Consider the following 25,430-nt stretch of genomic DNA (forward strand, 5'->3'; position numbering starts at 1 on the left):
GATGGTATATGGAGCAACAGCACGCGTCTTATTTCCCGTTGCCCTGGTCGCCTTGATAGGCGCTGGCGTGTGGGGATATCAGGAGCATAATGAAAAAAACTCGGTCCTGATTAAAGCGGAAAACTCATACCAACGAGCTTTTCACGATCTCACTTATCATGTGGACAAGCTACACGATGAGCTTGGCAAATCTCTGGTGGTCAATTCCCGTAGACAAATGACCCCGATCCTGACGAATGTGTGGCGCCTTTCCTATGCGGCACAAGCAGATGTCGGCCAGCTCCCATTGACCTTGATGGCGTTCAGTAAAACCGAAGAAATGCTGTCGAGGGTTGCTGATTTTTCCTATCGCGTTGCCGTGCGTGATCTGGACAAGGAGCCACTGACACAGAATGAATACAAGACGTTGAAGAGCCTGCATACCCAAGCAAAAGATATCCAGGATGAGCTGCGCAAGGTCCAAACCCTCGCGATGGACAAACAATTGAGATGGATGGATGTCGAGACGGCCTTAGCGAACAATGATAGCAAAGAAGACAATTCCATCATCGACGGCTTCCAAACCATTGAGAAAAAAGTGCAAGAGTATCCTGATTTGGACTGGGGAGTCGGGATTCAGAGCTTGGATAAGAAAAAACAACAACGAATAAAAGGAATCGATGGGAAAGCAGCTACGAAAGAGGAAGCGCAAAAAAATGCGCTGGAGTTTCTCGGGATCAAACCAGGAGATGCTAAAGTCGAAGTGAACGAAAACGGGAAGGGCCAAGAGTACTCAGCGTATAGTGTACGTGTGATACCAAACGGACGTAAGGCGGCCATTAATCTTGATGTGACAAAACGCGGTGGGAAAGTCGTCTGGATGATGGACGAGCGTGGTGTTGGTGAAGAGAAGCTGGACATGAAGCAGGCGGAGGCGAAGGGCCAAGAGTTCTTGCGCAAGCACGGATTTGACAATATGCAGGTCTCCGAGATCGACAGCTACGATCGCAATGCACTCTTTACGTTTGTGCCTGTTTCGGATGGCGTCCGTATTTACCCTGATTCTGTAGTCGTAGAGATCGCATTGGACAACGGAGACATAACCGCTTATAACTCTACAGAGTACCTGTTTAATCATAAAAAGAGAATGCTCAGCAAACCACGTCTTTCCAAAGAAGAGGCAAGGAAAAAAGTAAATCCAAGCGTCAAGGTTACCGATCAACGACTTGCCCTCATTGAAGGGAAAAACGATGGGAAAGAAGTGCTGACGTGGGAAATGACAGGAAGCTTCGAAGGGAATTCATACATGGTGTACATTAACGCCATGAATGGAGAAGAAGAAGAAGTTGTCAAAATGGAAACGGGCGCAGGACAGAACGAAGGACAATAGCGTTCAAAAAACAAGGGGAAAGCTAGTTTTTTAGCGGCTTTCCCTATTTGCTGATTCGAAACGAAAGGGTATATAATGGAAAGTGTGAAAGGGAAGGGGAGGAACATTTACACTATGATGCTTCCACGAATAGGACAAACCATACGATTAAACTTCATGAGTTCCTCTGAGGAAACCGAGCTGCAAACTTTCAAAAGCCGCGTGACGGATATGAAGGATGATGTAGCATCTATTGAGCTGCCGACCAGCGAAAACACTGGACGAACTGGTGTATTCCAACCGGGGACAGCATGCTCGGTTTGGTATGTGGGTGAGGATAGCTCAAGGTATGAATTCCGTTCTGCGATTGTAGGCAGACAAAGCAATGACATTCCTGTACTGCTATTGCAACTGCCTGCAAAAGAGGAGATTGTACGGACGCAACGCCGAAATTACTTGAGAATTGACACCACGGTAGACATCGCAGTTAAGCTGGATGATCCGATTCGTCGCTATCATTTTTTGGCGCGGACATTGGATATTAGTGGTGGAGGGTTGTCATTTAGCTGTGACGAAAGCTTTCATTTAAAGGAAAAAGACAACTTGCACGTCTGGATTTCCCTTCCGAACAAAAATGGACAGATCCAACACGCTTTTGTCGTCATGGAAATCGTGAGACAAAAGCCAGCAGAAGAAAAAGGATTGCATCAGTGGGTTTCTGGCAAGTTCACCCAAATTAGTGAGCAAGATCGGGCAAAAGTGGTTAGAGCGTGTTACGAGAGACAGCTAGAGCTTCGCAAAAAAGGCGTCGAGGACTGACGCTTCATCTGAGGAAGTGACCCTATTGACCAGTCAATACAATGAGCGTTTTCGCAGCTTTTCCAAACGGATTGAAAAAGGCATCATGATTGGAATTGTCGTATGCGCGATTGTACTGACTGTAGGCGAAATCCTCATTCAGTACGTACCTGCACGGTTGTTTTTTATCGAAACAGAGCGCTTGGAAGGCGTGCCCAGAGAGCCCTAAGGGTTTGCGCATGCTTCCATACTATGGTACTATAATAGATAACATAGATAACTTTTTTCATCACACAAAGAATTGGGAAAGGGCTTCGACAGAAGCTTTTCTTGTTTTATTCCCATTCGAACTAACGTACATAGCAGGTGAGAAGTAATGAACATTGCCATTGATGGACCAGCGGGAGCAGGCAAAAGCACTGTCGCCCAAAAAGTAGCGGGACAACTGGAATACGTGTACATTGACACGGGTGCCATGTATCGAGCGCTTGCTTGGGCTGTCCACCATCATCAGCTCCCTATCAACGATGAGCCCGCAGTTTCCGAACTTTTGCAAAAAAACAAGATTCAACTGGTTCGAGATAGCGGACAGCAGCATGTATACTGGAATGACATCGATGTCACAGGCTGGATACGTTCCACAGAAGTGAGTCAGTACGCTTCCATTGTAGCGAGCTATGGTTCCGTTCGTGAACAAATGCTTGTGCTTCAGAGACGCTTGGCAAGTGAAGGCAATGTCGTCATGGACGGCAGAGATATCGGTACACATGTTCTGCCTGATGCAGATGTGAAGATTTTTCTGACGGCCTCCAGTAAGGAGCGCGCAGAACGCCGCTGGAAGGAACTGCTCGCAAAAGGTACCCAGACAGACTTGGCTGAACTGGAAAAAGAAATCGAAGAGCGAGATCGACGGGACATGCAGAGAGAAGTGGCTCCGTTGCGCCAGGCGGAAGATGCCGTTTTGGTAGATACAACAGGAATGACCATTGATCAGGTGGTCGATCGCATCTTGCAAATCTGCAAGCGAACGGGAGAGTCAACCCATTGAGTTACTATCGTCTATTCAGAGGTTTTTTTCGCATGATTTTTTCGCTTGTCTTTCGTTGGCAAGTGATCGGGCGTGAACATATACCTAAGGAAGGCCCAGTGATCCTTTGTGCCAACCATATTTCGTTGTGGGACCCACCGCTTCTCGGAAGTGGCATCGAACGACAGGTTTATTTCATGGCCAAAGAAGAGCTTTTCAAAATTCCGGTCTTATCTTTTCTCATTACCAAATTCGGCGCATTTCCGGTCAAACGGGGCGCAGGAGATCGTGCGGCAATCCGTACGACTCTCAAATTGCTGGAAGATGGAAAAATCTTTGGAATCTTTCCTGAAGGAACCCGGAGCATAACAGGGGAACCAGGAGAGGCGTTGCCGGGTGTGGCTATGTTTGCACTTAAGTCAGAAGCCGCTGTCATTCCGGTAGCAATCATCGGTCCATATCGACCGTTTCGTTCCATTAAGATCGTATACGGAAAACCGATCGATCTGACTCATCTGCGTGAGGCCAAATCGAGTGCCGATACGCTGAAGGAAACGAGCGATTTGATTATGGAGCATATCAAGCAATTACGGAACCAGCATCTCTCTTAGCAAACCGTATAGAATTGCGAAAGGGACGAATACTAAATCTGCTGGAACTTACTGGCTTCATCAGTACTAACTGCCAGCCATCAGGCGACAGTTAAAAATATACATGCTCCCGCTTCGTGTAGTGAGGTTGCACACAACCTGTACATAGACGGTTTGGGACTGGATGGTATTAAGGAGGTCTTTTGAATGATGGAAGAAACGAACGTAAGCTTGACGGATGCAACAACGATTTCTGTAGGGGATGTCGTAAAAGCAACCGTAACAAAAGTTGAGGACAAACAAGCGCTTGTAGATCTTGGCTACAAGTACGATGGTCTGATTCCTATCAGTGAATTGTCTCCACTGCATGTTGAAAAAGTATCTGATGTCGTAGCGGTTGGTGATACTTTTGAAGTAAAGGTCATCAAGCTAAACGATGAGAAAGAAGAACTCGTCGTTTCCAAGAAAGCCGTAGCGATGGAATCATCTTGGTCTGATCTCGAGCAAAAAATGCAAGCTGGTGACATCATCGAAGCAACTGTGAAGGAAGTAGTGAAGGGCGGACTGGTTGTAGATGTAGGCGTTCGCGGCTTCATTCCTGCTTCTATGGTTGAGCGTCACTTCGTAGAAGATTTCTCCGACTACAAAGGCAAAACGCTGGCTTTGAAAGTGGTAGAAATGGATAAGGAAAAGAACAAAGTGATCCTGTCCCACAAAGCGGTTTTGGAAGACGAAGTAAAAGTGAAAAAGCAATCCGTTCTGGATAAAATCCAAGTAGGCCAAGTATTGGAAGGAACTGTACAGCGCATGACTGATTTCGGTGTTTTCGTCGATATCGGTGGTGTTGATGGATTGGTTCACGTATCTGAACTAGCTTGGAACCGTGTAGATAAGCCATCCGATGTAGTGAAGGAAGGCGACAAGGTACAAGTGAAAGTTCTTAAAATTGACCGTGAAAACGAGCGTATTGGACTTAGCATTAAAGAAACACAAGCGGGTCCTTGGGCAAGTGTTGCCGAAGAATTCAAAGCGGGCTCCATTGCAACTGGTACTGTAAAACGTTTGGTGTCCTTCGGTGCATTTGTTGAGCTGGCTCCTGGAATTGAAGGCCTCGTACACATCTCCCAAATCGCAAATCGCCGTGTGAATACACCAGGCGAAGTGTTGAAAGAAGGGCAAGAGGTACAGGTGAAAGTTTTGGATGTTGTTCCACAAGAACAGCGCATCAGCCTCAGTATCCGTGCAGTTGAAGAAGACCGCGAAGAGCAGGCAGAGCGTGCGAGCAAGCGTGAACAACAACAATTCACGCAAGAAAACAACCAGCCAATGGGCGTGACGTTGGGCGAGTTGTTCGCTGATCTGAAAGACAAGTTCAAGTAAGATAGATAGCAGGATTCATGGGGATACGCTCTGGCGTATCCCTTTTTTCTGGAGTGAAATAGTCGAGGGGGATTACGATGGATCAACGTTCGAATCGAAAACTAGACCATATTCGAAATGCGCTCGTAACGGGGGAATACGGGGCCAATAGCTTTGATGATGTCAGCTTTGTTCCGAACAGCTTGCCAAATACAGCGTTTGCGGACGCCTTACTAGATACAGAAGTTGCTTCCTTGCGACTCTCATCGCCGATCATGATTAATGCGATGACGGGCGGAGCAGGCGGTACGACCCCCATCAATCAAAAGCTGGCGATAATTGCAAGGGAACGCAATTTGGCTATGGCGGTTGGGTCGCAAATGGCCGCCCTGCGTGATCCAGAAGTGATGGACAGCTACCGAATTGTAAGAAAAGAGAATCCGCATGGAATACTATTTGCAAATGTCGGAGCGGAGGCGACGGTGGATCAGGCCAAAGCAGCAGTGGATATGATTGAGGCAAACGGTCTGCAAATCCACCTGAACGTAATGCAAGAGCTGTTGATGCCGGAGGGCGACAGGGATTTTCGCGGCTATCTAGAGAGAATTCAAGCAATCAGGGAGAGTCTGGATGTACCCGTTATTGTCAAAGAGGTTGGCTTTGGCATGGCGAAGGAATCGATAGAGAAGTTGATACAAATCGGGATCAGAGCAATCGATGTGGGTGGGAAGGGTGGAACGAATTTTGCCCAGGTTGAAAATATGCGAAGCGACAATCCTCATAGCATGTTTGAGGACTGGGGGTTCACGACAGTAGAGAGCCTGCTGGAAGCTGATGGCGTTGGTCATTCGGGAATGTCGTACATAGCAACAGGTGGTGTTCGTCATGGGCTTGATGTTGTAAAAGCTGCATCTCTTGGGGCGTCAGCTGTTGGCGTGGCTGGAGCAATGCTGCGTTTAGTTCAAAATGAATCAGTAGAAGAATGTTTGTCTACCGTGGATAGATGGCATCTGCAAATACGGGTGGCAATGACGGCGCTTGGTATGAAAAGCTTGGCAGACGCTATTCAGACTCCAGTCATCATCACGGGAAAAACAGCGGAGCGTGCCAGGCTTCGTCATGGGCAGCTGGAGAGATTGGCACAACGTTAATGCTGGACGAGCCGTTCATTCATGAAATTTCCTTGGTTGAGGCATACTTTGGGGAGACAACCACAATTTTGAGGAGATGAACATGAACGAGGGAACCGTTGCGATTCTCATCCAGTGGTCTTTGCTCTGTTTTGTCTGGATGGGAAGCTTTGACTTGCCGCTGCGTAACATGAGGTTGGAACGCAAGCAAGTGCTCGCAGTCATCAGCGCGTTTTTAATCAGTTCTTTTGTCAGCTGGGAAATGTATTTTGCACCCATTCAAGTCAGTCTCAGTGGAACGATACTGCCCCTGATCGCAAGCATTGTGCTTTACACCAAGCTCATGCCCAAAATACGTCGGCTGTACTTGCTCAGTGCACTGGCAACGGCCGTCTTGTTATTTTGGTTGCGTTGGCTGTTTTTTACCGATCCGATCTTGTTGTTCTGGGATGAGAAAGTCATCGTGCCTACCGTTTGTGTCAGTGTGATTTTATTAATGAGCAGAACCAGTCTGGGACAATTGTTTCAACTCATGATCACATTGCCGCTGGCAGATGCGATTCATTCGCTATTTTTTTGGAGGCTGTCGGGTTCCTGTTATCTGGGAACGGAATATGCGCAGGACTTGATGTGGAGTGGCATATCGCTCTGGGTTCTCGTTAGCATCGTCTGGTTCGCCATTCGTCGTATCCTCGGCAGAAAAGAAACAGAGTCTTCCCATTCCGATACGGGCAGGTGACGCTAAGGTGTTGAAGGAGCTGCTAGCATATGAATACGTTTTTCCACTGATTCTGGGCTTTGTGTTCGGCATTTTGTGTCGAATTCATCTATTGCGTACTGATTATCGTCAATATCCGACCTACCCCCACGGAAAAATTATTCATGTTTCACTTGGGGTGATTGCATCCGCGCTAGGAGCAATAGCCGTCCCTGCCCTGCTAAAAGAGAATTACACGGCAGTTACGTTTTTGACTGTTGCTGCCCAGCAATTCCGGGATGTCAGGAACATGGAGCGCACTACGCTCACTGAGATCGATAAGCAGGAGCTGGTGCCCCGTGGAGGCCCGTATATCGAAGGGATCGCGATGGTGTTTGAAGGACGCAATTACATGGTGATGTTTACATCCCTGTTAACGACTACGGCTACGATTCTTTTTCATTGGTGGGGAGGTGTGATTGCTGGGATCATTGCCTTAATCATTTCTCGTAAGCTACGTTCTGGAAAAACATTATCGCTAATTGCAGAAATCGAGCCTGGCGAAGTAAGAGTGGACGGAAAAGACTTGTATGTGAACGACATTTACATTATGAACGTCGGGCTGACGGATGCCCAGGAGATTATCCGTGAGCAAGGTGTCGGCTTTGTACTTACACCGAGGGATGCTAACGCAAAAGTGACGATTGCTCACCCCGGACAGCGTCAAGCAATCCTGCACGATGTTGCGACGCAGCTTGGGGTATACACAGATACGGGAGAGCCGTCGCTTACGCCATTGGTGAAACGTGATATACAATCAGGAAAATTGGGTGTATTTATATTGCCGCAAGAAAAAGATTTGGAGAGGGCAGCGTCCGTCATTCGTGCAGTCCCGATTCTCGAAAGCGTCTTCCGAATGCCAACGAAGACCCGAATCGTGAAAAAGGAGATGTAGGTCATGACAGGATTGATCTTGGCTGTGATTACGACGAACAAAGACAGGATAGCCGGTGGCGTACCGATCTTTATCGAGTCTACTACGGAGAATATGCAGCAAACAGCTTTCACATTGGAAAAGATACTGGACGCAATGGTGCATGAAGTGAGCGCCGATACCCTTATCATTGTTCGGCATAAGTAGTGTATGGTATGATTAGCTAGTCAAAACGTAAACGAGAGAGAGTGTTGTTGATTATGGGATTACCAGTGGTAGCCATTGTGGGGAGACCCAACGTGGGGAAGTCCACGATTTTTAACAGATTGATTGGCGAGCGAGTCGCGATCGTGGAGGATATGCCGGGAGTAACCCGAGACCGCCTGTACGGGAAAGGCGAATGGTTAACCCATACTTTCCATGTGATTGATACCGGTGGAATTGAGTTTGGCGAGACCGACGAAATTCTTACACAGATGCGATACCAGGCAGAGCTCGCGATTGATGAAGCAGATGTCATCATTATGATTGCAGATAGCCGTACAGGTGTAACCGATGCGGACGTTGAACTATCACGTATGCTGAATCGTACAGGGAAGCCTGTCGTACTCGCGGTGAACAAAGCGGATAATCCGGAAATGCGCGCAGATATTTACGACTTTTATTCCTTGGGCTTGGGCGAGCCATACCCTGTTTCCGGTAGCCATGGTCTTGGCTTAGGCGATATGCTAGAAGAGGTTGTTCAGCATTTCCCGGCCGAGGATGACGAGGAAAGAAAAGAAGATGTCATTCGCGTATCCATCATCGGTCGTCCAAACGTAGGGAAATCTTCCTTGACGAATGCGATTCTCGGTGAAGAGCGAGTGATTGTCAGTGATGTTGCTGGAACGACCCGGGATGCGATCGATACGCCGTTTGAGCGTGATGACCAAAGCTACATTCTTGTAGATACGGCAGGTATGCGCAAGCGCGGCAAGGTGTATGAAACAACGGAAAAATACAGTGTGATGCGTGCGATGCGCTCCATTGAGGATTCTGATGTCGTTCTTGTTGTCATTAACGGTGAAGAAGGCATTATCGAGCAGGACAAGAAGATCGCAGGGTATGCACATGAAGCTGGTCGCGGCGTGATCATTATCGTCAACAAATGGGATGCTGTCGAAAAAGATGACAAAACGATGCAGCGTTTCACTGAGTTGATCCGCGAAGAATTTAAATACCTGGATTACGCTCCAATCATGTACGTTTCTGCAAAATCAAAACAGCGTGTCCATACGATTTTGCCAAAGGTCAATGAGGTAGCCCAAGCACATACAATGCGCATTCCTACCGCAGTTCTCAACGACTTGGTAACAGATGCGACGATCCGTACACCTCCACCATCTGATCGTGGTAAACGCTTGAAAATCAACTATGCGACACAAGCGACGGTGAAACCACCGACGTTCATTCTGTTTGTGAACGATCCAGAACTCATGCACTTCTCCTATGAACGTTACATAGAGAACAAGATCCGTGAAGCATTCGTGTTTGAAGGCACGCCAGTTAGAATCTGGACGCGGAAAAAAACGTAGGGAGAGAAAAACGCCATGGTGTTATTATCCTGGGTGCTTAGCTATTTAATCGGTTCTATTAGCTTTAGCTATCTTATCGCCAAAAAAGTCGCAGGAATTGACATTCGCTCTCATGGCAGCGGAAATGCCGGTGCAACCAATACTCTCAGAGTGTTAGGAAAAGGCCCCGGCATTGCCGTTCTCCTTCTTGATGCAATTAAAGGAATAGCTGCGATGGGAATGACTCACTTGATGACAGGGGACCCGGCAGCGTACGCAGTAGCCGGCTTGTTTGTTATCGCTGGTCACAATTGGCCGATCTTTTTTGGATTCCGCGGGGGAAAAGGCATTGCGACCACGCTAGGTGTCGTGTTGGGTTTTTCTCCCTTGGCATTTTTGATCGCTGCCGTGTTGGCTGTCATAGTCATTGCGATCACTCGCTTTGTTTCATTAGGTTCATTGATTATCGTAACGGTTATCCCAATCGCCATCTACTTGTTGGACAAACCTATTTCCTTTTTTTGGGCGAGCTTGGCGATCGCAATCTTTGCTTACATTCGTCATTATAATAATATCCGCAATCTTCTTGCAGGAAACGAACGGAAACTAGGAGACAAGTCCAACCGAAAGCTGGGATAATTTACGTACGGATATGAGAAAAGTGGAGGGGGACGTATTGGTTCAAAACGTTACTGTGATTGGTGCCGGAAGCTGGGGAACGGCACTTGCTACGGTCTTGGCGGACAACGGGCACCAGGTTACGCTTTGGGTACGTGATGCCAAGCTTGCGGAAGAAATCAATAGCAAGCACGTGAACGAGAAGTACTTGCCGGGTGAAAAGCTTTCTGCCAATATTGTTGCGACTACCAATATTCAAGAGGCTGTTGTTGGCAAGCGTATTGTTCTGCTGGTGGTTCCGTCACATGCCATGCGCCAAATTTGTCAGCAAATGGCTCCGTTTTTAGAGCCAGATGTACTTTTGATACATGCGACAAAAGGCTTTGAACTGGAAAGCCTGAAACGAATGTCAGAAGTCATTGCAGAAGAAGTGCCGCAGGAGATTTCGTCAAGATTGGCTGTGCTCTCAGGACCGAGCCATGCGGAGGAAGTGGTCAAACGGCAGCCAACGACAATTGTCATGGCGTCGGAATCGGAAGAAAGCATGCTGCGCTCCCAGGACCTGCTGATGAATACGAATTTTCGAGTGTACACCAACCCGGATTTGATTGGCGCTGAGATCGCCGGAGCGCTGAAGAACATCATTGCACTTGGTGCGGGTATGTCTGATGGATTAGGGTATGGGGATAACGCCAAAGCAGCCTTGTTGACTCGTGGTTTGGCAGAAATCAGCCGTCTGGGTATTAAGCTCGGCGCGAAGCCACTTACGTTTGCGGGTCTTGCTGGTGTTGGTGATTTGATTGCGACATGTACGAGCAAGCACAGTCGAAACTGGCGTGCAGGTTATATGCTCGGACAAGGTAAGAAGCTCGATGACGTACTGGCCCAGATGGGGATGGTTGTCGAAGGTGTTCGCACGACCAATGCAGCCTTTTCTTTAGCGCGACGCGAACAAGTCGAAATGCCAATCACATCCGTTCTGTACGGCATGTTGTTTGAAGGGAAAGAAGCTCGTCAAGGCGTAGAAGAACTGATGGGGCGAGGAAAAACCTTCGAGATGGCGTACCTCAATCCGGACGGAGAATAAATAAAGAGTATCACCTATTTAGGCTCTTGCACATACGATAGGGTGAAAGCCCATGTGCAGGAGGAGATTCATGATGAATAATATGTCACGACGTCTTTTTGAGCGACTGCAAGGAAAAGCGACAGAAAATGTGGATGAAGAAAAGCTCCGCTCACTCGCTGGTCAGGTCAAGCGCAGTGATTTTGAAGACGAGACCAAGCTTCGCCAAATTATTAAGACGCTCGCTACCCTTAGTGGCAAGCAGTTAACGCCTGAAAAGGAAGATAAGGTCATTGAAATGTTTCGCAATCAGGAAATTAACCTGAGTGACATGTCCTCGCTGACCAAGCTGCTCAAGTAAGAGAAATGGGCGATTATGCCCGTTACCTGCTACAAAAACCGTCATACAGTAAGACTAGGAACAATCATGGCTCTACAGGGACATGGCTGACCTACAGATAGCAAGAAAAAAAGAGGGATCTCATCCCTCTTTTTTTCGTTCCTTGGAGCTGCTTCCGACTTGCGTAATCAGGTTTTGGACCAAAGGTGATTGCAGGAGACCTAATAATTGACCGATATCGATATTGGCTAAAAGGTTGCTTAATCCCGATTCCTGTGGCGTTTCAGCTGCTTTAGGCGGCTCGGCAGCGGCTTTTTTCTTGCTAACAGGCTTTTCAGCGGCTACTTCAGGCTCAGCCTGGCGTTTTCCGAGATTCTCGATCATTTCCATCGCCCCGTACAACGAATCCATCGTGTCTTCGACTTGACGAATCGTGCTGCCGATCCCTTTGATGTTATGGCGCATTTTCGAAACAGAGGTGCGCAAATCAACCGCCGGCAGAATCCTTTTTGGTGTGATGGAAAGGGAGACCTCTTCGACCTGGTCGCTTAATTTTTTGCTCGGTATAGGTGCGTATGGATTCCGCCATTTTCGATTATTTACTTTATTACTCAACGTTTCATCCCTCCAATGGGCGAATTCATCACGATAGTCTATGCGAATGTCTAGTATTAGGTTCGCAAGCGTCAGACGAAGAGGGGGAAGTATGGTATAATAAAGCAAAAAATGCAAAGGATGCTGCAGTCCAGATGTATATTGATCCTATGACAAAGATGAACATTTCCTTAATTGCCATTGGGCTAATGTTCGTCTGTAATTTAATCATGATCTTTGCCAGAAAAATAAACAATTCGCTTTTACGGTTTCTTGTGAAAACGGTCGCATTTTTACTATTACTCGTCGTGCTTGTCATGATTTTGATTGTGATTTTTGTCTAGGGAGGGATAAGGATGTCGAAGATCACATTACTCACTCACTCAGGCAGTCATGAAGTTCCTCTCGAGATGAACGAATCCATTGTGTCAATTGCCAAGAAGAACAACGTCATATGGGGTCACGCATGCCAAAGAGGTGTATGCGCACAGTGCCGTACACATGTTGTGGAAGGTGCAGAGTATTTAAACGAAGTGACACAAGAAGAAAAGTTGCGGTTGCGCAAGGCAGAACGCGCAGAAGGCTTCCGATTAGGGTGCCAGACGAAGATTGTTGGATCAGGAACAATCAAGGTAGCTCATCGGCCGTATTAGCAAAGGGAGTGACGAGATGGGGAAAGTAACTTTTCTCCCGGGTAAGAAGAGTGTGAAGGCGCGGACTGGGCAAACACTTGTTAGTGTAGCAGCTTCGGCTCGTGTCGTAATCCCGCAGAGATGCGGTGGGCACGCTTCTTGTCTGATGTGCCGCGTAGTCGTGGAGGATGGCCTTCTGTGCCCGCCGACAGTGCTAGAGATGCGCAAGCTGCCTGAGAAGGATCTCGAGAAAGGGGTTCGTTTGGCTTGTCAGGCGAAAATGACAGAGAAGGATTGTACAGTCAGAATCCCGGAGAGCAAGCTGAAATCGGTGGTGGCGGCTGCCCTCGAGCGACAACGCAATGAAAATGAAGATGGAATATAAGAGGTGTGTACATAAGATGCGGCAATTATGGCGAAAATCGTTCAAGCTTGTCATCAGTTTGACGATTCTGTCTACCCTTTTATCTGGATGCTTGTATCCGGATGAGCGCAAAGCAGAGAATCAAATTCCTAGTACGTTTTTTGTAGAAGCTACACAAAAAGCGATTGAGCAATTTCAAAAAGACACAGCGGTGTTACCGATCGTAACGAAATCCCTCGATACTCCTATTTTTGAGAAATACGAGATTGATTTCCGCAAGATGATCCCGAAATACATGCCAGATGTACCTGGAAACGCGTTTGAAAAAGGCGGAGTTTACAAGTATGTATTAATTGATGTGGATACAAAGCCGACGGTTAAGCTCATTCATTTGACTGCGGTTAGTGCGGTAGCAGACGCACAGAGCGAGGTGGACCGATACAAAGGACATTTCGAAAAGCTTCCAGTCCTCGCTGATCTGGGTAACGGTTACTTCTCCATTGATCATGACAGGCTCGGTTTGAAAACGTGGCAGGTACCGTCTACGATGGGGAATTACTTATTGCCACTCGTTATGAATGCAGATGGGCAAGTCGGGATCGATTATGCGGCAGATATCGCGCAAATGCTTCGGGATACAAAAGCAACCGTGCCTGAAAAAACAGATCCAAGGTACGTACTAGCCCGCAACTCGATGTTCGTACCAGCGAAATCATTTCCATATGAAATGGTTGATGGTGAACCAAGGCTTCTCAAGCTAAATTAACATCAGCAACAAAACGACTCTGATAAGGGTCGTTTTTTTTGTTCTAGTTAACGCAAAAATACATATATTTGTACTGTCCACAAAACTAGTACGAGATTCCCTACGAAAATACTGGCGGTCAGGGATAATTCGGAAAATCGGTCATAGTGTAAAAATAGACAAATAGAAGGAGGTCATCGATGGTGGAACGAGTCGACATCTTTAAAGACATTGCCGAACGGACGGGCGGAGACATCTACCTCGGAGTGGTAGGCCCGGTTCGTACGGGAAAGTCGACCTTTATCAAGCGGTTTATGGAGCAAGTCGTAATCCCGAATATCAATTCTGAAGCGGAGCGGATACGAGCTACAGACGAATTGCCACAGAGCGCTTCAGGGCGAACAATCATGACTACAGAACCCAAATTTGTTCCGAACCAGGCCGTGAACGTACATGTAACAGAAGGACTCAGCATTAATGTCCGCCTCGTTGACTGCGTTGGCTATACGGTGCAAGGGGCAAAAGGCTTCGAAGACGACAATGGACCACGGATGGTGAATACACCTTGGTATGAAGAGCCTGTGCCATTTGAGGAAGCGGCCGAAGTCGGGACGCGCAAGGTTATCCAGGAGCACTCGACCATCGGGATTGTGGTGACAACAGATGGCAGCATCGCGGAAATACCGCGTGTAGGATACATCGATGCAGAAGAGCGGGTCGTGAACGAACTGAAGGAAGTCGGAAAACCGTTCGTGATCGTAGTGAACTCTACGCGTCCTCGCTCCGACGAAGCGCAAAACCTGCGCGTACAGCTCCAGGAAAAATACGATGTACCTGTCGTTGCATTGTCTGTCGATCATATGACAGAGCAGGAAATCTTGCTACTGATGAGAGAAGTTCTGTTTGAATTCCCAGTACATGAAGTGAATGTGAATCTGCCTAGCTGGGTGATGGTGCTTGAAAACGGGCACTGGCTGCGTCAGAACTACGAAGAAGCTGTACGTGAGACCGTGCAGGACATCCGCCGGTTACGCGATGTGGACCGTGTCGTCGGCTTCTTCAATGACTATGACTTCGTAGAGAGGGCCTCCCTTGCAGGCATGCATATGGGTCAAGGGATTGCAGAAATTGACCTCTACGCGCCAGATGAACTGTATGACCGTATCTTGATGGAGATTGTGGGTGTAGAGATAAATGGCAAGGATCACTTGCTGAAAATCATGCAGGAATTCGCCCACGCCAAGCGGGAGTTCGATCAGGTTGCAGAAGCGTTGCACATGGTCCGCAGTACGGGCTACGGTATTGCAGCCCCGTCGTTGCATGAAATGACCTTGGACGAACCTGAACTGATCCGCCAGGGACCGCGCTTTGGAGTGAGACTCAAAGCGACAGCGCCGTCTATTCACATGATTCGGGTGGATGTAGAGTCTGAGTTCGCTCCGATTATCGGAACAGAGAAGCAGAGTGAGGAGCTTGTCCGCTATCTCATGCAAGATTTTGACAAAGATCCGCTGTCCATCTGGAACTCCGATATATTCGGCCGCTCGCTCCATTCCATCGTGAGAGAAGGCATTCAGGCAAAAATTACCATGATGCCAGACAACGCAAGGTACAAATTACAGGAGACTTTGGGTCGAATCATCAATGAAGGATCGGGTGGCCTAATTGCCATCATACTCTGATAATTAGTTCTAAAGACCTATAAATTAGAAACAAAGGGAAGGCATCTGACATGACGAGATGCCTTTTTTTCTTGTATTTCGTTCAATTTCGACAGGAGGGGCTTGAATTTAAGAAATCGGTGTATTACTATAAGCTTGTCAGATCGGTAAAAACAACCAATCGTGTATAAAACGCTTCGTTTCGGTTAAGAAAAATAATAGCTAGGACTTGGTGTTCTTTGAGGGGAGGTGAATAAAATGAACAAAACAGAACTGATTGCAAAAGTGGCTGAAACCACAGAACTCACCAAGAAAGATGCAACAAAAGCAGTTGATGCCGTTCTCGACGCAATTGCAGATGCATTGAAAACTGGTGATAAAGTCCAACTGATCGGCTTTGGTAACTTCGAAGTTCGTGAGCGCGCGGCTCGTAAAGGTCGTAACCCACAAACTGGTGAAGAGATCGAAATCGCTTCCAGCAAAGTACCTGCGTTTAAACCAGGTAAACAACTCAAAGACTCCATCAAGTAGTTGTTTCTTTTGAGAACGAAGCACTTACATAAAAAAATCCACATTGATAAAATGTGGGTTTTTTTCTATGTACATACAGTTTGCCTATGAAAATACTGGCATATCTTTTTGTCTTTTTTATACCGATATGGTAAGATTGGCTTTGATCGCGAGCAGGCACTGAGTCTGACAGGATCTTGGAGCGGCCAGACAATAGTGGTGAGAAACAAGGCGGTATGCCGTTACGTAGGAGGTACAATGATGAACGTCGACTTGGATAAAATACAGCAAGCTGTTCGCATGATCCTAGAAGCAGTGGGGGACGATCCTGATCGAGAAGGAGTGCTGGATACCCCTAAGCGTGTTGCGAAAATGTACGCCGAAGTATTCGAAGGCATGCATATAGACGAGGAGCAGTATTTCGAGACGGTCTTTAGCGAAGAACATGAGGAAATGGTTTTGGTGAAGGACATTCCGTTTTACTCCATGTGTGAACATCACCTGGTTCCCTTCTTCGGGAAGGCACATGTGGCTTACGTGCCGCGTGGTGGCCGCGTGGTAGGACTGAGCAAGCTAGCGCGTGCGGTTGATACCGTTGCAAAACGTCCTCAGCTACAGGAACGAATTACAGCGACAGTAGCAGACGCGATTATGCGCAAGCTCGATCCGCATGGCGTAGTCGTGGTGGTAGAAGCAGAGCATATGTGCATGACGATGCGTGGTGTGAAAAAGCCAGGCTCGAAAACGATCACCTCTGCTGTTCGCGGGATGTTTGAGAAAGATGCGGCTGCCCGTGCAGAAGTATTTAGCTTGATTCGCACATAGTCATCGCATTTGTAAAGATGCAAAAATAAGGAAATTATATTGACTCTATAGGTAAAATATTGTATAGTACGGATGTACAGTCGGGATGTGGCGCAGCCCGGTAGCGCGCACCCTTGGGGTGGGTGAGGTCCAGGGTTCGAATCCCTGCATTCCGACCATCTGCATAAGACGATCAGAAGCCTGTTGCATAGGCTTCTTTTTTTATGATACTCATACGCTCCCATGTCGCGTCATTTTGCTATTGGCTTCCTGATATTTCTTTTTTATAATGATAGGTAGACAAGCTAGGGAAGGGTTGTTCATGCTATGAAGGTGCCTGTATCACTTCAGCCATATTTGCAAACAATGCCGCAATCTTATGATTCCTCCTCGCTTTCGAATGGAGAAGAGGGGCTTTTCTCGGACATATTGCAGTCCCAGTTAGCAACAACCGGCCAGCGGGTTATTAGTTCACAGGAGATTCTGGCCAAGCTAGATGGTACAAGGAACTGGAAGATTCCTGCCCATAATCAAAATGATCAGTCCCTGTTTTTTGAAAAAGGGCCATCTGTTCCTACCCCGGAAATCTTGGGCAAGATTGATCAGACAGCCAAAGCAATCGGAGTAGACGCTGATCTGGTGAGAGAGGTCGTCAGGGCCGAATCCAACTTCAATCCGAACGTAGAATCTCACGCAGGGGCGAAGGGCTTGATGCAGCTGATGGACAATACAGCAAAAGCTATGCAAGTCCGCAATGTATACGACCCTGATGAAAATCTTGCAGGTGGAACAAAATATTTGAAGTCGCTCTTGGATCGATATGATGGAGATGTAAAAGTAGCGCTTGCTGCTTACAATGCTGGACCAGGTCGGATGAGCCGTCTGGGAATCAGCAGTGATGAAGAGCTGGAAGCGAAGTTTGACCAATTGCCGCAAGAGACACAGCGCTATGTTGATAAAATCATGAGCCGACTGGAGTCCGAAGGGACATCATACTAGACGAAGCGCATACTGTATTGGTCAGGAGGAAACAAATTGGCACAACCATCGGGTTTTAATCAGGATTATTTCGTTGTCAAAGCAAAGGAAAATGGCGTTCATGTGATCGGGTTAACAAGGGGCACTGATACGCGTTTTCATCATACAGAGAAGCTCGATAAAGGCGAAGTGATGATTTTTCAATTTACCGAGCACACCTCTGCGATTAAGGTGCGAGGAAAAGCAGTGATTTACTCTCAGCATGGCGTCGTAGATACGACCGAATAAAGAGCGTCGTTTTGCTAAGAAGCAGGCATAGCCTGCTTTTTTTATTTGTACAATGGAGGAGAGGAGGGATGTCTATGCCACGCCAATTGTTGATGGCCATTGCTGTTTCCACTTTCTTGGCTCTTATGCTGTCGCTCGTTCCTACCAATCAGTGGATGCAAGCCGATATTCCGACGTTTCAGTCTGCCCGTGCGATTCACTTAAGCGAGCAAAATGCCCTTGATTTGTTTACAAGGATGTCGCCACATTATAATATTAAGCGTATAAAATGGGAAAACCCATCGATCTATGTCGATTTTGTGGTGAAACCTGCCGAAAAAGTAGAGTTAAACAATGTCTATCGTGATTTTTACCGTTTGACATATGATTTACATACCTATGCAGATAATGTTGGACCTGTATACTATCGCTTGCTGGAAGAGACGGACCCTCTAAAAGAATCGAGATTATTGATTGCCATACAAGCGACAACGGAGAATCTCGCAGAGCATGACAAACCTTTAACCGACGGCTCAGATATTGAGACCTTTGTTACGAGCACATTTCCGATTCGAATCGAGTCGTATTTTTATGAGCGAATTAGTCCCTGATGGAAGAAGTATGGTATGATAGTAAAGACGGCCTTTTGACCGGACGGCAGAGGAAGACCGAAGAGTAAGGAACAGTACGGAACAGGCAGACATCTTTAGGTTGTGCAGCTTGTGGAGGAGGACGCATGAGCAAAGAACTTTCCCCGAATGTAGAAGAAGTTCGGTCCATTATCGAACAAATCTACAAGAGAATTACCCATTCCTATGTAGAATATTATGTTGACGTTCCTTCCATGGCGGAAAATCGTCTCGAGCTGTTGTACCTATTTTTGCTGGAACAAGGTATGCCGAAGGAAAGGGCTTCGGTTTTATGTACAGCGACAGGGCTTGTCCAATTGGGCCTGGACACACACGAACTCGTGAAGAATGAGTATGACTCCTCACAGAATGCGGAGCGAAATCGACAATTGACGGTGCTTGCGGGTGACTACTACAGTAGTCGCTATTATCACCTCCTGGCTTCGACCGGTGAAATCCAAGCGATTCAAGTGTTGTCGGCAGCGATTCAACGAGTGAACGAAGCGAAAATGAAACTGTACATCGCAGGGCGCGATGGCAAAACTTTATCAGATGAAGAGTATTGGGATCTGCGTAATACGATTGATACGGGCTTATACGTGGCAGTTGTAGAGGAATATGCCGACTCGATTGAGCGCCGTCGCTTCTGGAGCGATCTCATGAAGGAAACAGCCAAGGTAGAGAGTGTTATCGGAGAATGGGAGCAACTCAAATGGCAAGAACAAGTTCCCTTTGGTTTTGCCCGTTTTTTGCTGCAAAAACCTGGGGCTACACTCGCCCAAGTACTGTCGGGTGTTGAGGTGAAAGCCATCGAATTGATCGGTTTGTGTGAGCAAATGGTGCGTACGCTGCATCCTGCAGAAACACGCAACATGCTTGCGTCAATTACGGCACGGTACTCCCATCGGATAAGTCGCCTGAAGAAGGTAATTGAGGAGATGTAGCCAAGTGAACCAGACACAAATGAAAGAGAAGGCAAAGTACGTTCACTCCGTATTCGAGAGCATTGCAAGCGATTACGACAAAATGAATAATGTAATCAGCTTTGGCAGTCATATTGCTTGGCGTAATTACACGATGAAGCAGATGAATATTCAGCCAGGGCATACGGCATTGGATGTTGCCTGCGGTACAGCAGACTGGACAATTGCTTTGGCCAAGGCTGTTGGAAAAGAAGGCAGTGTCGTAGGGCTTGATTTTAGTCAAAACATGCTGGATGTAGGGGCCTATAAAGTAGCGAATGCAGGTGTGAGCAACAACGTAAAGCTAGTAAACGCAGACGCGATGAACCTGCCCTACGAGGATAACACATTTGACTTCGCAACGATTGGCTTTGCCTTGCGTAATGTACCGGATGTTCAGCAGGTTTTGAATGAAATGGCTCGTGTTGTGAAGCCGGGTGGTAAAGTCGTTTCGCTCGAAGTGTCCAAGCCCCCATTCATTCCGTACCGCAAGCTATTTTACTTATATTTCTACAAAATTTTGCCATTGATCGCGAAGCTGACAGTCAATAAATACGAAGAGTATGCATGGCTGCCACATTCCCTGACCAATTTCCCAGACAGTCGCGAGCTGGCAAACATGTTTCAGAAAGCAGGCTTGGACCCGGTTCAGGTCAAATTGTTTATGGGCGGCGTATCAGCTCTTCATATCGGCACAAAGCCATAGCATTACTCTACAGTCACGTTATATGTGCGCGTAGGGGATTACCCGGTATTTCTTCAGTAGATAGGAAGTGTCATAGATGGGTCTACGTAAATTGAAAATCATCTTGGAAATGATAAAATTCGAGCACTCCCTTTTTGCCTTGCCGTTTGCTTTTATGGGAGCTGTTTTGGGAAGTATTGTAGTAGAAAATGCTTGGCCTACCTGGACGGAAATTTTCTGGGTGACGGTAGCCATGGTGGGTGCACGCAGTGCAGCGATGTCTTTAAACCGTGTCATTGATCGGGTTATTGATGCCAAAAATCCACGGACGGTCACGCGAGCTATTCCTGCTGGCCTCATTTCTATTTTGGAAGTCGTATTATTTATCGTGGTGTCATTTACAGTGTTGTTCATTGCTGCGTTCCAGTTAAATGATTTGGCTGTGAAATTGTTGCCGCTTGCCGTGTTTGTTCTTGTGCTATATTCCTATACCAAACGCTTTACTTGGCTTTGTCACTTTGTTCTAGGGGTTGCCATCGGCTTTGGTCCATTGGGAGGCTGGGTAGCCACGACGGGTCAAGTAGATGGAATCGGACTTCTATTGTTTGCATCTGTCATGTTCTGGACTGCAGGTTTTGATATCATTTACGCGTGCCAGGACGCTGAGTTTGACCGAAAAGAGGGACTCTACTCAATGCCTAGTCGCTTTGGAATTGCCAATGCGCTTCTGATTGCACGAGTATGCCATGTTCTTACTTTCGTGGGCTTGATGTCTTTGTATGTAGTAGCGGACTTGTCTATTTGGTTCCTGGTAGGCGTGCTGATTTCTGGTGCCATTTTGATCTATGAGCACACGTTGGTGAAGCCAACTGACCTGTCGAAGCTCGACATGGCGTTCTTCAATATGAACGGCATCTTGAGTGTCGTGATGTTTACATTTACGATGATTGATTTGGTGATTGCATGAGCATTCAAAAATGGGCTGTCGGGATAACGGGTGCAAGTGGCGCAATCTATGGTGTTCGAGTCGTCCAGGAGCTATTGCGTGCGGGACATATCGTACACTTGATGATTACAGAAGCAGGCTGGCAAGTGTTTCGTGATGAACTGGATTGGCACACCGATGACAGGGAAGCACTTTTGCAGGAGAAGCTGCAACAAGACTTTTCCGGTGAGCTTCATTATTGGGGACTGCGAGATTTCAATTGTCCCGCAGCCAGTGGTTCCTATCGTTGTGACGGTATGATCGTAGTACCGTGCTCGATGGGGACCGTGTCAGGTATCGCACACGGGGCGTCGGGTAATTTGCTGGAGCGTGTCGCTGATGTCATGATCAAGGAAGGTCGGCGATTGGTTATCGTTCCGAGAGAGACGCCGCTCAATGCGATTCAGCTCGAGAACATGCTCAAATTAAGCCGCCTTGGAGTCAAGATTTTGCCTGCCATGCCAGGCTACTATCAGAAACCGCAAACCATGGATGATCTGATCAATTTTGTTGTAGGGAAAACTTTGGATGCAATCGATGTACCACATTCGCTGTTCCGGCGTTGGGGGGAATAAACGCATGCAAAAATCTTTGCGCGTTGGACAAATTTTGTATACCAATGTATTGCCGGTTTACTTCTATTTTGATCAGGCGAAATTCGAAGACCGTATTGAATTCATCCGCCAGGTTCCTGCCCAGTTAAACCTGGCGATGGCGAATGGCGAGATTGACCTGGGTCCGATTTCTTCATTTAGCTATGCTGAGCATACTTCCGAATACGTGGCATTGGCAGACCTGTCTGTCAGTGCCAAGGGGAGAGTAGGCTCCCTTTTCTTGTTCAGCAAAAAGCCAATTGGACAACTAAACGGTGCCAAAATTGCGTTGACGAACACATCGGCTACCACGGTAAACCTTTTGAAGATCATTCTCCATAAGTTTTACGATTATGAGATTTCATACGTTACACAGGAGCCTATCCTGCGAGAAATGCTGGAGGATGCTGATGCAGCGCTCTTGATCGGTGATGACGCCATTTCTGCAGAAAGAACAGCGGGTGACCTGCACGTCTATGACTTAGGGGAGCTGTGGCACCAATTTACGGGTTATTCGATGACCTTTGCGATTTGGGCTCTTCGCCGAGCGGTTATTGCCGAGCACCATGACTTGATCGCAGAAGTCCATGCTTCCTTTTTAGAGAGCAAAAGGAAGAACAGAGCGAATACAGCCCCATTGATTGACTACGTTCACACTCATTTTGGTGGAGAAAAAGAACAATGGATCCACTATTTCCAAGGATTACAGCACGATTTCGGTGACGTTCAGCGGATTGGACTGGAGTACTATTACCGATGCGCAGCGGAGCTGGGACTTCTATCGGCACCTGCAACCGTCGATCTGTGGCAGGCTGGCGGCCGACAGACCAATACTACGTTGACGAGATAGGTGGAACGGATGAATCTAGTCGATATTTACTTCAAGATGAAAAAAGATGTCCAATACATAGAAGATGAACTGGAAAAATCAATTGATACCCCAGTTCGAGAGCTGTATCTATCTTCTACTCACTTACTCAAGGCAGGAGGAAAGCGGATTCGTCCCGTTTTTGTTTTGCTTGGCGGCAAGTGGGGGAATTACGATGTCAAAAAACTAAAGCATGTGGCGGTTCCGCTTGAGCTGATCCATATGGCCTCGCTGGTTCATGATGACGTGATTGATGATGCGGATAAGCGTCGTGGAAAAGATACCGTTCGGATGAAGTGGGATAATAAAGTAGCGATGTACGCGGGCGACTATATTTTTGCGCGGGCTTTGGCTATTGCCTCTCAGCTTCCCATTCCGCAATTGCATCAAATTCTTTCCAATGCAATCGTGGAGGTTTGTAAGGGAGAGATACAGCAAGTAAAGGATTTGAATAATTGGGATCAAAACTTCCGTACGTATCTGCGCAGAATCAAACGAAAAACGGCTCTGTTAATTGCGATTAGCTGTCAATTGGGAGCAGTTGCAAGCGGTGCAACAGAGGAAATGATTCGCAAAATGTACTGGTATGGCTACAATGTGGGGATGGCTTTTCAAATTACCGACGACATTTTGGATTTTACGGGTACAGAGAAACAGTTAGGGAAGCCAGCTGGAAGCGACCTGGTGCATGGAAACATAACGTTGCCTGCGCTTTATTCGGCTCATCATGGAAAAGCTCGCGAGCAATTCCAGAAATGGATCGCGACGAATACGTTCTGGGATCATGCGGATGAGGCGATTCGAATGGTTCGCGAGGATGAAGGCATTGCCTTCTCACAGCGCCTTGCCGAACGCTATATTGCACGTGCGCATGCGATTCTCGCAGATTTGCCTAACAATCAGGCGAAGACATCCTTGACAGGAATCGCCAATTTCATTGTCGATCGTAAATTTTAATGATATTTTGACGGTATACCTGTTGCTTGACCACCCTAGTTTTGATAAAATTTTCGTTGGTGTCCTATGCACCAATACATAGCTCTAATGGAGGCATACTTACAATGGAAAAAACATTCCTTATGGTAAAACCAGATGGTGTACAACGCAACCTGATCGGGGAAATCGTTTCCCGTTTTGAGAAAAAAGGCTACCAACTCGTAGGTGCTAAGCTGATGACAGTTAGCCGCGAACTGGCTGAAGAACATTATGCAGAGCACAAAGAGCGCCCGTTCTTCGGTGAACTGGTAGACTTCATCACTTCCGGACCAGTATTCGCTATGGTATGGCAAGGTAACAACGTAATCACAACTGCTCGTGCTATGATGGGCAAAACGAACCCAGTAGACGCTGCTTCCGGTACAATCCGTGGCGATTTCGCTACTTCCGTTGGCATGAACATCATCCACGGTTCTGACTCTCCTGAGAGCGCTGAGCGTGAAATCGGCCTGTGGTTCTCCGCTGAAGAAGTTCTCTCCTTCGAGAAAACTATCCAACGCTGGATCTAAGACTGATACAGAAAACCCCAGTAATTGGGGTTTTCTTTTTTTTGTCAAATTCTTTGTCAAAACAGATAGGATAATGACGAAATATAGCGAATGAAATGTAGGAAGTCTTCAAAGGGGGTACGATTCTGCATGGATGATAAAGACTTTCTCCAATTTATTGCTAGTGTTAAGAAAATGACCGGAATTGATCTTGCCCTCTACAAGGAAGCGCAGATGAAGCGCCGTCTAACCTCGTTGCGACAAAAGCGTGGTTACAACACATTTGCCCACTATTTCGATGCCATCGCCAAAGACAAGGAGCTTTTCTATGAGTTTCTCGACCGGATGACGATTAACGTATCGGAATTTTTCCGCAATCCGGGTCGATGGGAAGTTCTCGAGAATAAGATTTTGCCACGGTTGGCCAAGCAATCACCGCGGGTGAAATGCTGGAGTGCTGCATGCTCGACAGGGGAAGAGCCTTATACGCTGTCTCTCATTTTGCTGCGCAAGAAGATTGATGCGACAGTGCTTGCGTCTGATATTGATGAGGGTGCCCTAGCAAAAGCGAAGCAAGGGGTGTACACGGACCGATCGCTACAGGATTGTCCGAAAGACCTCGTAGCAAAGTATTTTGAAAAGGATACACTCAGCTATCGCATATCCGACGAAGTAAAGAGAAAAGTTACGTTCAAAAAACACAATTTGCTGGCGGACTCATTTGATTCTCAATTTGACTTGATTATTTGCCGGAACGTGATGATTTACTTTACCGAGGAAGCGAAGCATGAGCTGTATCATAAATTCAGCCGGGCACTCAAACCAGGCGGTGTTCTTTTTGTAGGAAGCACCGAGCAAATTTTTCAGCCACAGCAATATCAGCTGGAAACAGAGGATACTTTCTTCTATCGAAAAATGGGTTGATTCGAGTTGGCCTTGGTATATCTCTGCCCTTTTTTCCCAAGAATAAGAATACCTACTTTGCAAGAGGAGGCAGCAGATGGATAAACACAAGGTCATCGAAGCATACCGTCGAGGGCTGATCACGCTGCAGGAATGTGGTCAGATCTTAGGGGCGGAGAGAACGCAACTAGATGATTTGATACGCGTTGATCACACGCGCAAGCCGCTAAGCCCCAATCCTTTTTTCAACGTGTAGGAAATAATAACGATACGTACGCGATAGCGTAAAGAGAGCGCTTCTCCTTT

34 protein-coding genes and 1 tRNA gene are annotated in these 25,430 nt (G+C 47.1%); 34 read left to right on the forward strand and 1 reads right to left on the reverse strand.

The annotated features are described in order from the left end of the window. Position 1 precedes the first annotated feature (1 nt). The 14 genes from ypeB to AB1L17_RS12600 all read left to right on the forward strand — a co-directional run bounded on the left by ypeB (position 2) and on the right by AB1L17_RS12600 (position 11,481). Positions 2-1,369, forward strand: a complete 1,368-nt coding sequence (gene ypeB / locus AB1L17_RS12535) for a germination protein YpeB (protein ID WP_412845177.1) — start codon at positions 2-4, stop codon at positions 1,367-1,369. Between the two features lie 114 nt (positions 1,370-1,483). Continuing rightward, the gene (locus tag AB1L17_RS12540; protein ID WP_412850736.1) at positions 1,484-2,167 is read left to right on the forward strand and encodes a flagellar brake protein; all 684 of its coding nucleotides are present in this window, start codon (positions 1,484-1,486) and stop codon (positions 2,165-2,167) included. Positions 2,168-2,183: 16 nt separating this feature from the next. Then, a complete protein-coding gene (locus AB1L17_RS12545; protein WP_412845178.1) occupies positions 2,184-2,375 on the forward strand; it encodes a hypothetical protein in 192 nt (63 codons plus the stop codon). 147 nt (positions 2,376-2,522) lie between these two features. Further along, positions 2,523-3,194 carry a (d)CMP kinase gene (gene cmk / locus AB1L17_RS12550; protein ID WP_412845179.1) on the forward strand — a complete coding sequence of 224 codons (672 nt, stop codon included), beginning with the start codon at positions 2,523-2,525 and terminating at the stop codon, positions 3,192-3,194. Further along, positions 3,191-3,784 (forward strand): lysophospholipid acyltransferase family protein, encoded by a 594-nt coding sequence (locus AB1L17_RS12555; protein ID WP_412845180.1) that lies wholly within the window; start codon positions 3,191-3,193, stop codon positions 3,782-3,784. Before cmk ends, AB1L17_RS12555 begins: the two co-directional genes overlap by 4 nt. Before the next feature lie 186 nt (positions 3,785-3,970). Further along, positions 3,971-5,143, forward strand: a complete 1,173-nt coding sequence (gene rpsA / locus AB1L17_RS12560; protein ID WP_412845181.1) for a 30S ribosomal protein S1 — start codon at positions 3,971-3,973, stop codon at positions 5,141-5,143. A gap of 77 nt (positions 5,144-5,220) precedes the next feature. Then, positions 5,221-6,273 (forward strand): type 2 isopentenyl-diphosphate Delta-isomerase, encoded by a 1,053-nt coding sequence (gene fni, locus AB1L17_RS12565; RefSeq protein ID WP_412845182.1) that lies wholly within the window; start codon positions 5,221-5,223, stop codon positions 6,271-6,273. 82 nt (positions 6,274-6,355) lie between these two features. After that, the gene (locus tag AB1L17_RS12570; protein WP_412845183.1) at positions 6,356-6,991 is read left to right on the forward strand and encodes a YphA family membrane protein; all 636 of its coding nucleotides are present in this window, start codon (positions 6,356-6,358) and stop codon (positions 6,989-6,991) included. Between the two features lie 7 nt (positions 6,992-6,998). After that, positions 6,999-7,904 (forward strand): YIEGIA family protein, encoded by a 906-nt coding sequence (locus AB1L17_RS12575; RefSeq protein WP_412845184.1) that lies wholly within the window; start codon positions 6,999-7,001, stop codon positions 7,902-7,904. Positions 7,905-7,907: 3 nt separating this feature from the next. Then, positions 7,908-8,090 (forward strand): capping complex subunit for YIEGIA, encoded by a 183-nt coding sequence (locus tag AB1L17_RS12580; RefSeq protein WP_412845185.1) that lies wholly within the window; start codon positions 7,908-7,910, stop codon positions 8,088-8,090. A 53-nt stretch (positions 8,091-8,143) separates the two neighbouring features. Next, positions 8,144-9,457 (forward strand): ribosome biogenesis GTPase Der, encoded by a 1,314-nt coding sequence (gene der, locus AB1L17_RS12585; RefSeq protein WP_412845365.1) that lies wholly within the window; start codon positions 8,144-8,146, stop codon positions 9,455-9,457. Between the two features lie 15 nt (positions 9,458-9,472). Further along, entirely contained in the window at positions 9,473-10,075 is a 603-nt protein-coding gene (gene plsY, locus AB1L17_RS12590; protein ID WP_412845186.1) for a glycerol-3-phosphate 1-O-acyltransferase PlsY, read from the forward strand. A gap of 13 nt (positions 10,076-10,088) precedes the next feature. After that, positions 10,089-11,141, forward strand: coding sequence for an NAD(P)H-dependent glycerol-3-phosphate dehydrogenase (locus AB1L17_RS12595; protein WP_412845187.1), 1,053 nt, complete (start codon positions 10,089-10,091; stop codon positions 11,139-11,141). A gap of 70 nt (positions 11,142-11,211) precedes the next feature. After that, complete coding sequence (locus AB1L17_RS12600; protein ID WP_412845188.1) at positions 11,212-11,481, forward strand: stage VI sporulation protein F; 270 nt, start codon at positions 11,212-11,214, stop codon at positions 11,479-11,481. Between the two features lie 120 nt (positions 11,482-11,601). On the opposite strand, the gene AB1L17_RS12605 is transcribed toward AB1L17_RS12600, so the two are convergent. Continuing rightward, positions 11,602-12,075, reverse strand: coding sequence for a hypothetical protein (locus AB1L17_RS12605; protein ID WP_412845189.1), 474 nt, complete (start codon positions 12,073-12,075; stop codon positions 11,602-11,604). Positions 12,076-12,209: 134 nt separating this feature from the next. Between AB1L17_RS12605 and AB1L17_RS12610 the strand changes: the two genes are divergently transcribed. The 20 genes from AB1L17_RS12610 to AB1L17_RS12705 all read left to right on the forward strand — a co-directional run bounded on the left by AB1L17_RS12610 (position 12,210) and on the right by AB1L17_RS12705 (position 25,380). After that, positions 12,210-12,398 (forward strand): DUF2768 family protein, encoded by a 189-nt coding sequence (locus AB1L17_RS12610; protein ID WP_412845190.1) that lies wholly within the window; start codon positions 12,210-12,212, stop codon positions 12,396-12,398. Positions 12,399-12,410: 12 nt separating this feature from the next. After that, positions 12,411-12,707, forward strand: coding sequence for a 2Fe-2S iron-sulfur cluster-binding protein (locus AB1L17_RS12615; protein ID WP_412845191.1), 297 nt, complete (start codon positions 12,411-12,413; stop codon positions 12,705-12,707). 16 nt (positions 12,708-12,723) lie between these two features. Further along, positions 12,724-13,071: a 2Fe-2S iron-sulfur cluster-binding protein gene (locus tag AB1L17_RS12620; protein ID WP_412845192.1), complete on the forward strand. Its 348-nt coding sequence runs from the start codon at positions 12,724-12,726 to the stop codon at positions 13,069-13,071. A 16-nt stretch (positions 13,072-13,087) separates the two neighbouring features. Continuing rightward, complete coding sequence (locus AB1L17_RS12625) at positions 13,088-13,816, forward strand: YphF family lipoprotein (RefSeq protein ID WP_412845193.1); 729 nt, start codon at positions 13,088-13,090, stop codon at positions 13,814-13,816. Between the two features lie 182 nt (positions 13,817-13,998). Beyond that, complete coding sequence (gene spoIVA / locus AB1L17_RS12630; RefSeq protein WP_047069484.1) at positions 13,999-15,477, forward strand: stage IV sporulation protein A; 1,479 nt, start codon at positions 13,999-14,001, stop codon at positions 15,475-15,477. Positions 15,478-15,714: 237 nt separating this feature from the next. Then, complete coding sequence (locus tag AB1L17_RS12635; protein WP_005831316.1) at positions 15,715-15,987, forward strand: non-specific DNA-binding protein Hbs; 273 nt, start codon at positions 15,715-15,717, stop codon at positions 15,985-15,987. 237 nt (positions 15,988-16,224) lie between these two features. Next, positions 16,225-16,791, forward strand: a complete 567-nt coding sequence (folE, locus tag AB1L17_RS12640; RefSeq protein ID WP_412845194.1) for a GTP cyclohydrolase I FolE — start codon at positions 16,225-16,227, stop codon at positions 16,789-16,791. A gap of 81 nt (positions 16,792-16,872) precedes the next feature. Then, positions 16,873-16,949, forward strand: a tRNA-Pro gene (locus tag AB1L17_RS12645). 148 nt (positions 16,950-17,097) lie between these two features. Continuing rightward, positions 17,098-17,769, forward strand: a complete 672-nt coding sequence (locus AB1L17_RS12650) for a lytic transglycosylase domain-containing protein (RefSeq protein WP_412845195.1) — start codon at positions 17,098-17,100, stop codon at positions 17,767-17,769. A 36-nt stretch (positions 17,770-17,805) separates the two neighbouring features. Further along, positions 17,806-18,036 (forward strand): trp RNA-binding attenuation protein MtrB, encoded by a 231-nt coding sequence (gene mtrB, locus AB1L17_RS12655; RefSeq protein ID WP_007716531.1) that lies wholly within the window; start codon positions 17,806-17,808, stop codon positions 18,034-18,036. Positions 18,037-18,110: 74 nt separating this feature from the next. Beyond that, entirely contained in the window at positions 18,111-18,626 is a 516-nt protein-coding gene (locus AB1L17_RS12660; RefSeq protein WP_412845196.1) for a hypothetical protein, read from the forward strand. Positions 18,627-18,751: 125 nt separating this feature from the next. Continuing rightward, on the forward strand, positions 18,752-19,588 hold the full coding sequence (locus AB1L17_RS12665; protein ID WP_412845197.1) for a heptaprenyl diphosphate synthase component 1: 837 nt from the start codon (positions 18,752-18,754) through the stop codon (positions 19,586-19,588). Between the two features lie 4 nt (positions 19,589-19,592). After that, positions 19,593-20,312 (forward strand): demethylmenaquinone methyltransferase, encoded by a 720-nt coding sequence (locus tag AB1L17_RS12670; RefSeq protein WP_412845198.1) that lies wholly within the window; start codon positions 19,593-19,595, stop codon positions 20,310-20,312. Between the two features lie 76 nt (positions 20,313-20,388). Further along, the gene (locus tag AB1L17_RS12675) at positions 20,389-21,258 is read left to right on the forward strand and encodes a UbiA-like polyprenyltransferase (protein WP_412845199.1); all 870 of its coding nucleotides are present in this window, start codon (positions 20,389-20,391) and stop codon (positions 21,256-21,258) included. Further along, a complete protein-coding gene (locus tag AB1L17_RS12680; RefSeq protein ID WP_412845200.1) occupies positions 21,255-21,851 on the forward strand; it encodes a UbiX family flavin prenyltransferase in 597 nt (198 codons plus the stop codon). The genes AB1L17_RS12675 and AB1L17_RS12680 overlap by 4 nt, the downstream gene beginning before the upstream one ends. 4 nt (positions 21,852-21,855) lie before the next feature. Further along, a complete protein-coding gene (locus AB1L17_RS12685; protein WP_412845201.1) occupies positions 21,856-22,719 on the forward strand; it encodes a menaquinone biosynthesis protein in 864 nt (287 codons plus the stop codon). 9 nt (positions 22,720-22,728) lie between these two features. Continuing rightward, positions 22,729-23,694 carry a polyprenyl synthetase family protein gene (locus tag AB1L17_RS12690; RefSeq protein ID WP_412845202.1) on the forward strand — a complete coding sequence of 322 codons (966 nt, stop codon included), beginning with the start codon at positions 22,729-22,731 and terminating at the stop codon, positions 23,692-23,694. A 104-nt stretch (positions 23,695-23,798) separates the two neighbouring features. Next, the gene (gene ndk / locus AB1L17_RS12695; RefSeq protein ID WP_007716560.1) at positions 23,799-24,242 is read left to right on the forward strand and encodes a nucleoside-diphosphate kinase; all 444 of its coding nucleotides are present in this window, start codon (positions 23,799-23,801) and stop codon (positions 24,240-24,242) included. 129 nt (positions 24,243-24,371) lie between these two features. Then, the gene (locus tag AB1L17_RS12700; protein WP_412845203.1) at positions 24,372-25,145 is read left to right on the forward strand and encodes a CheR family methyltransferase; all 774 of its coding nucleotides are present in this window, start codon (positions 24,372-24,374) and stop codon (positions 25,143-25,145) included. 76 nt (positions 25,146-25,221) lie between these two features. Then, on the forward strand, positions 25,222-25,380 hold the full coding sequence (locus AB1L17_RS12705) for a hypothetical protein (protein WP_007716564.1): 159 nt from the start codon (positions 25,222-25,224) through the stop codon (positions 25,378-25,380). Positions 25,381-25,430 lie beyond the last annotated feature (50 nt).

Origin of the sequence: Brevibacillus jepli (genome assembly GCF_047229145.1) — a bacterium.
In the GTDB taxonomy this organism is placed as follows: Bacteria; Bacillota; Bacilli; order Brevibacillales; family Brevibacillaceae; genus Brevibacillus.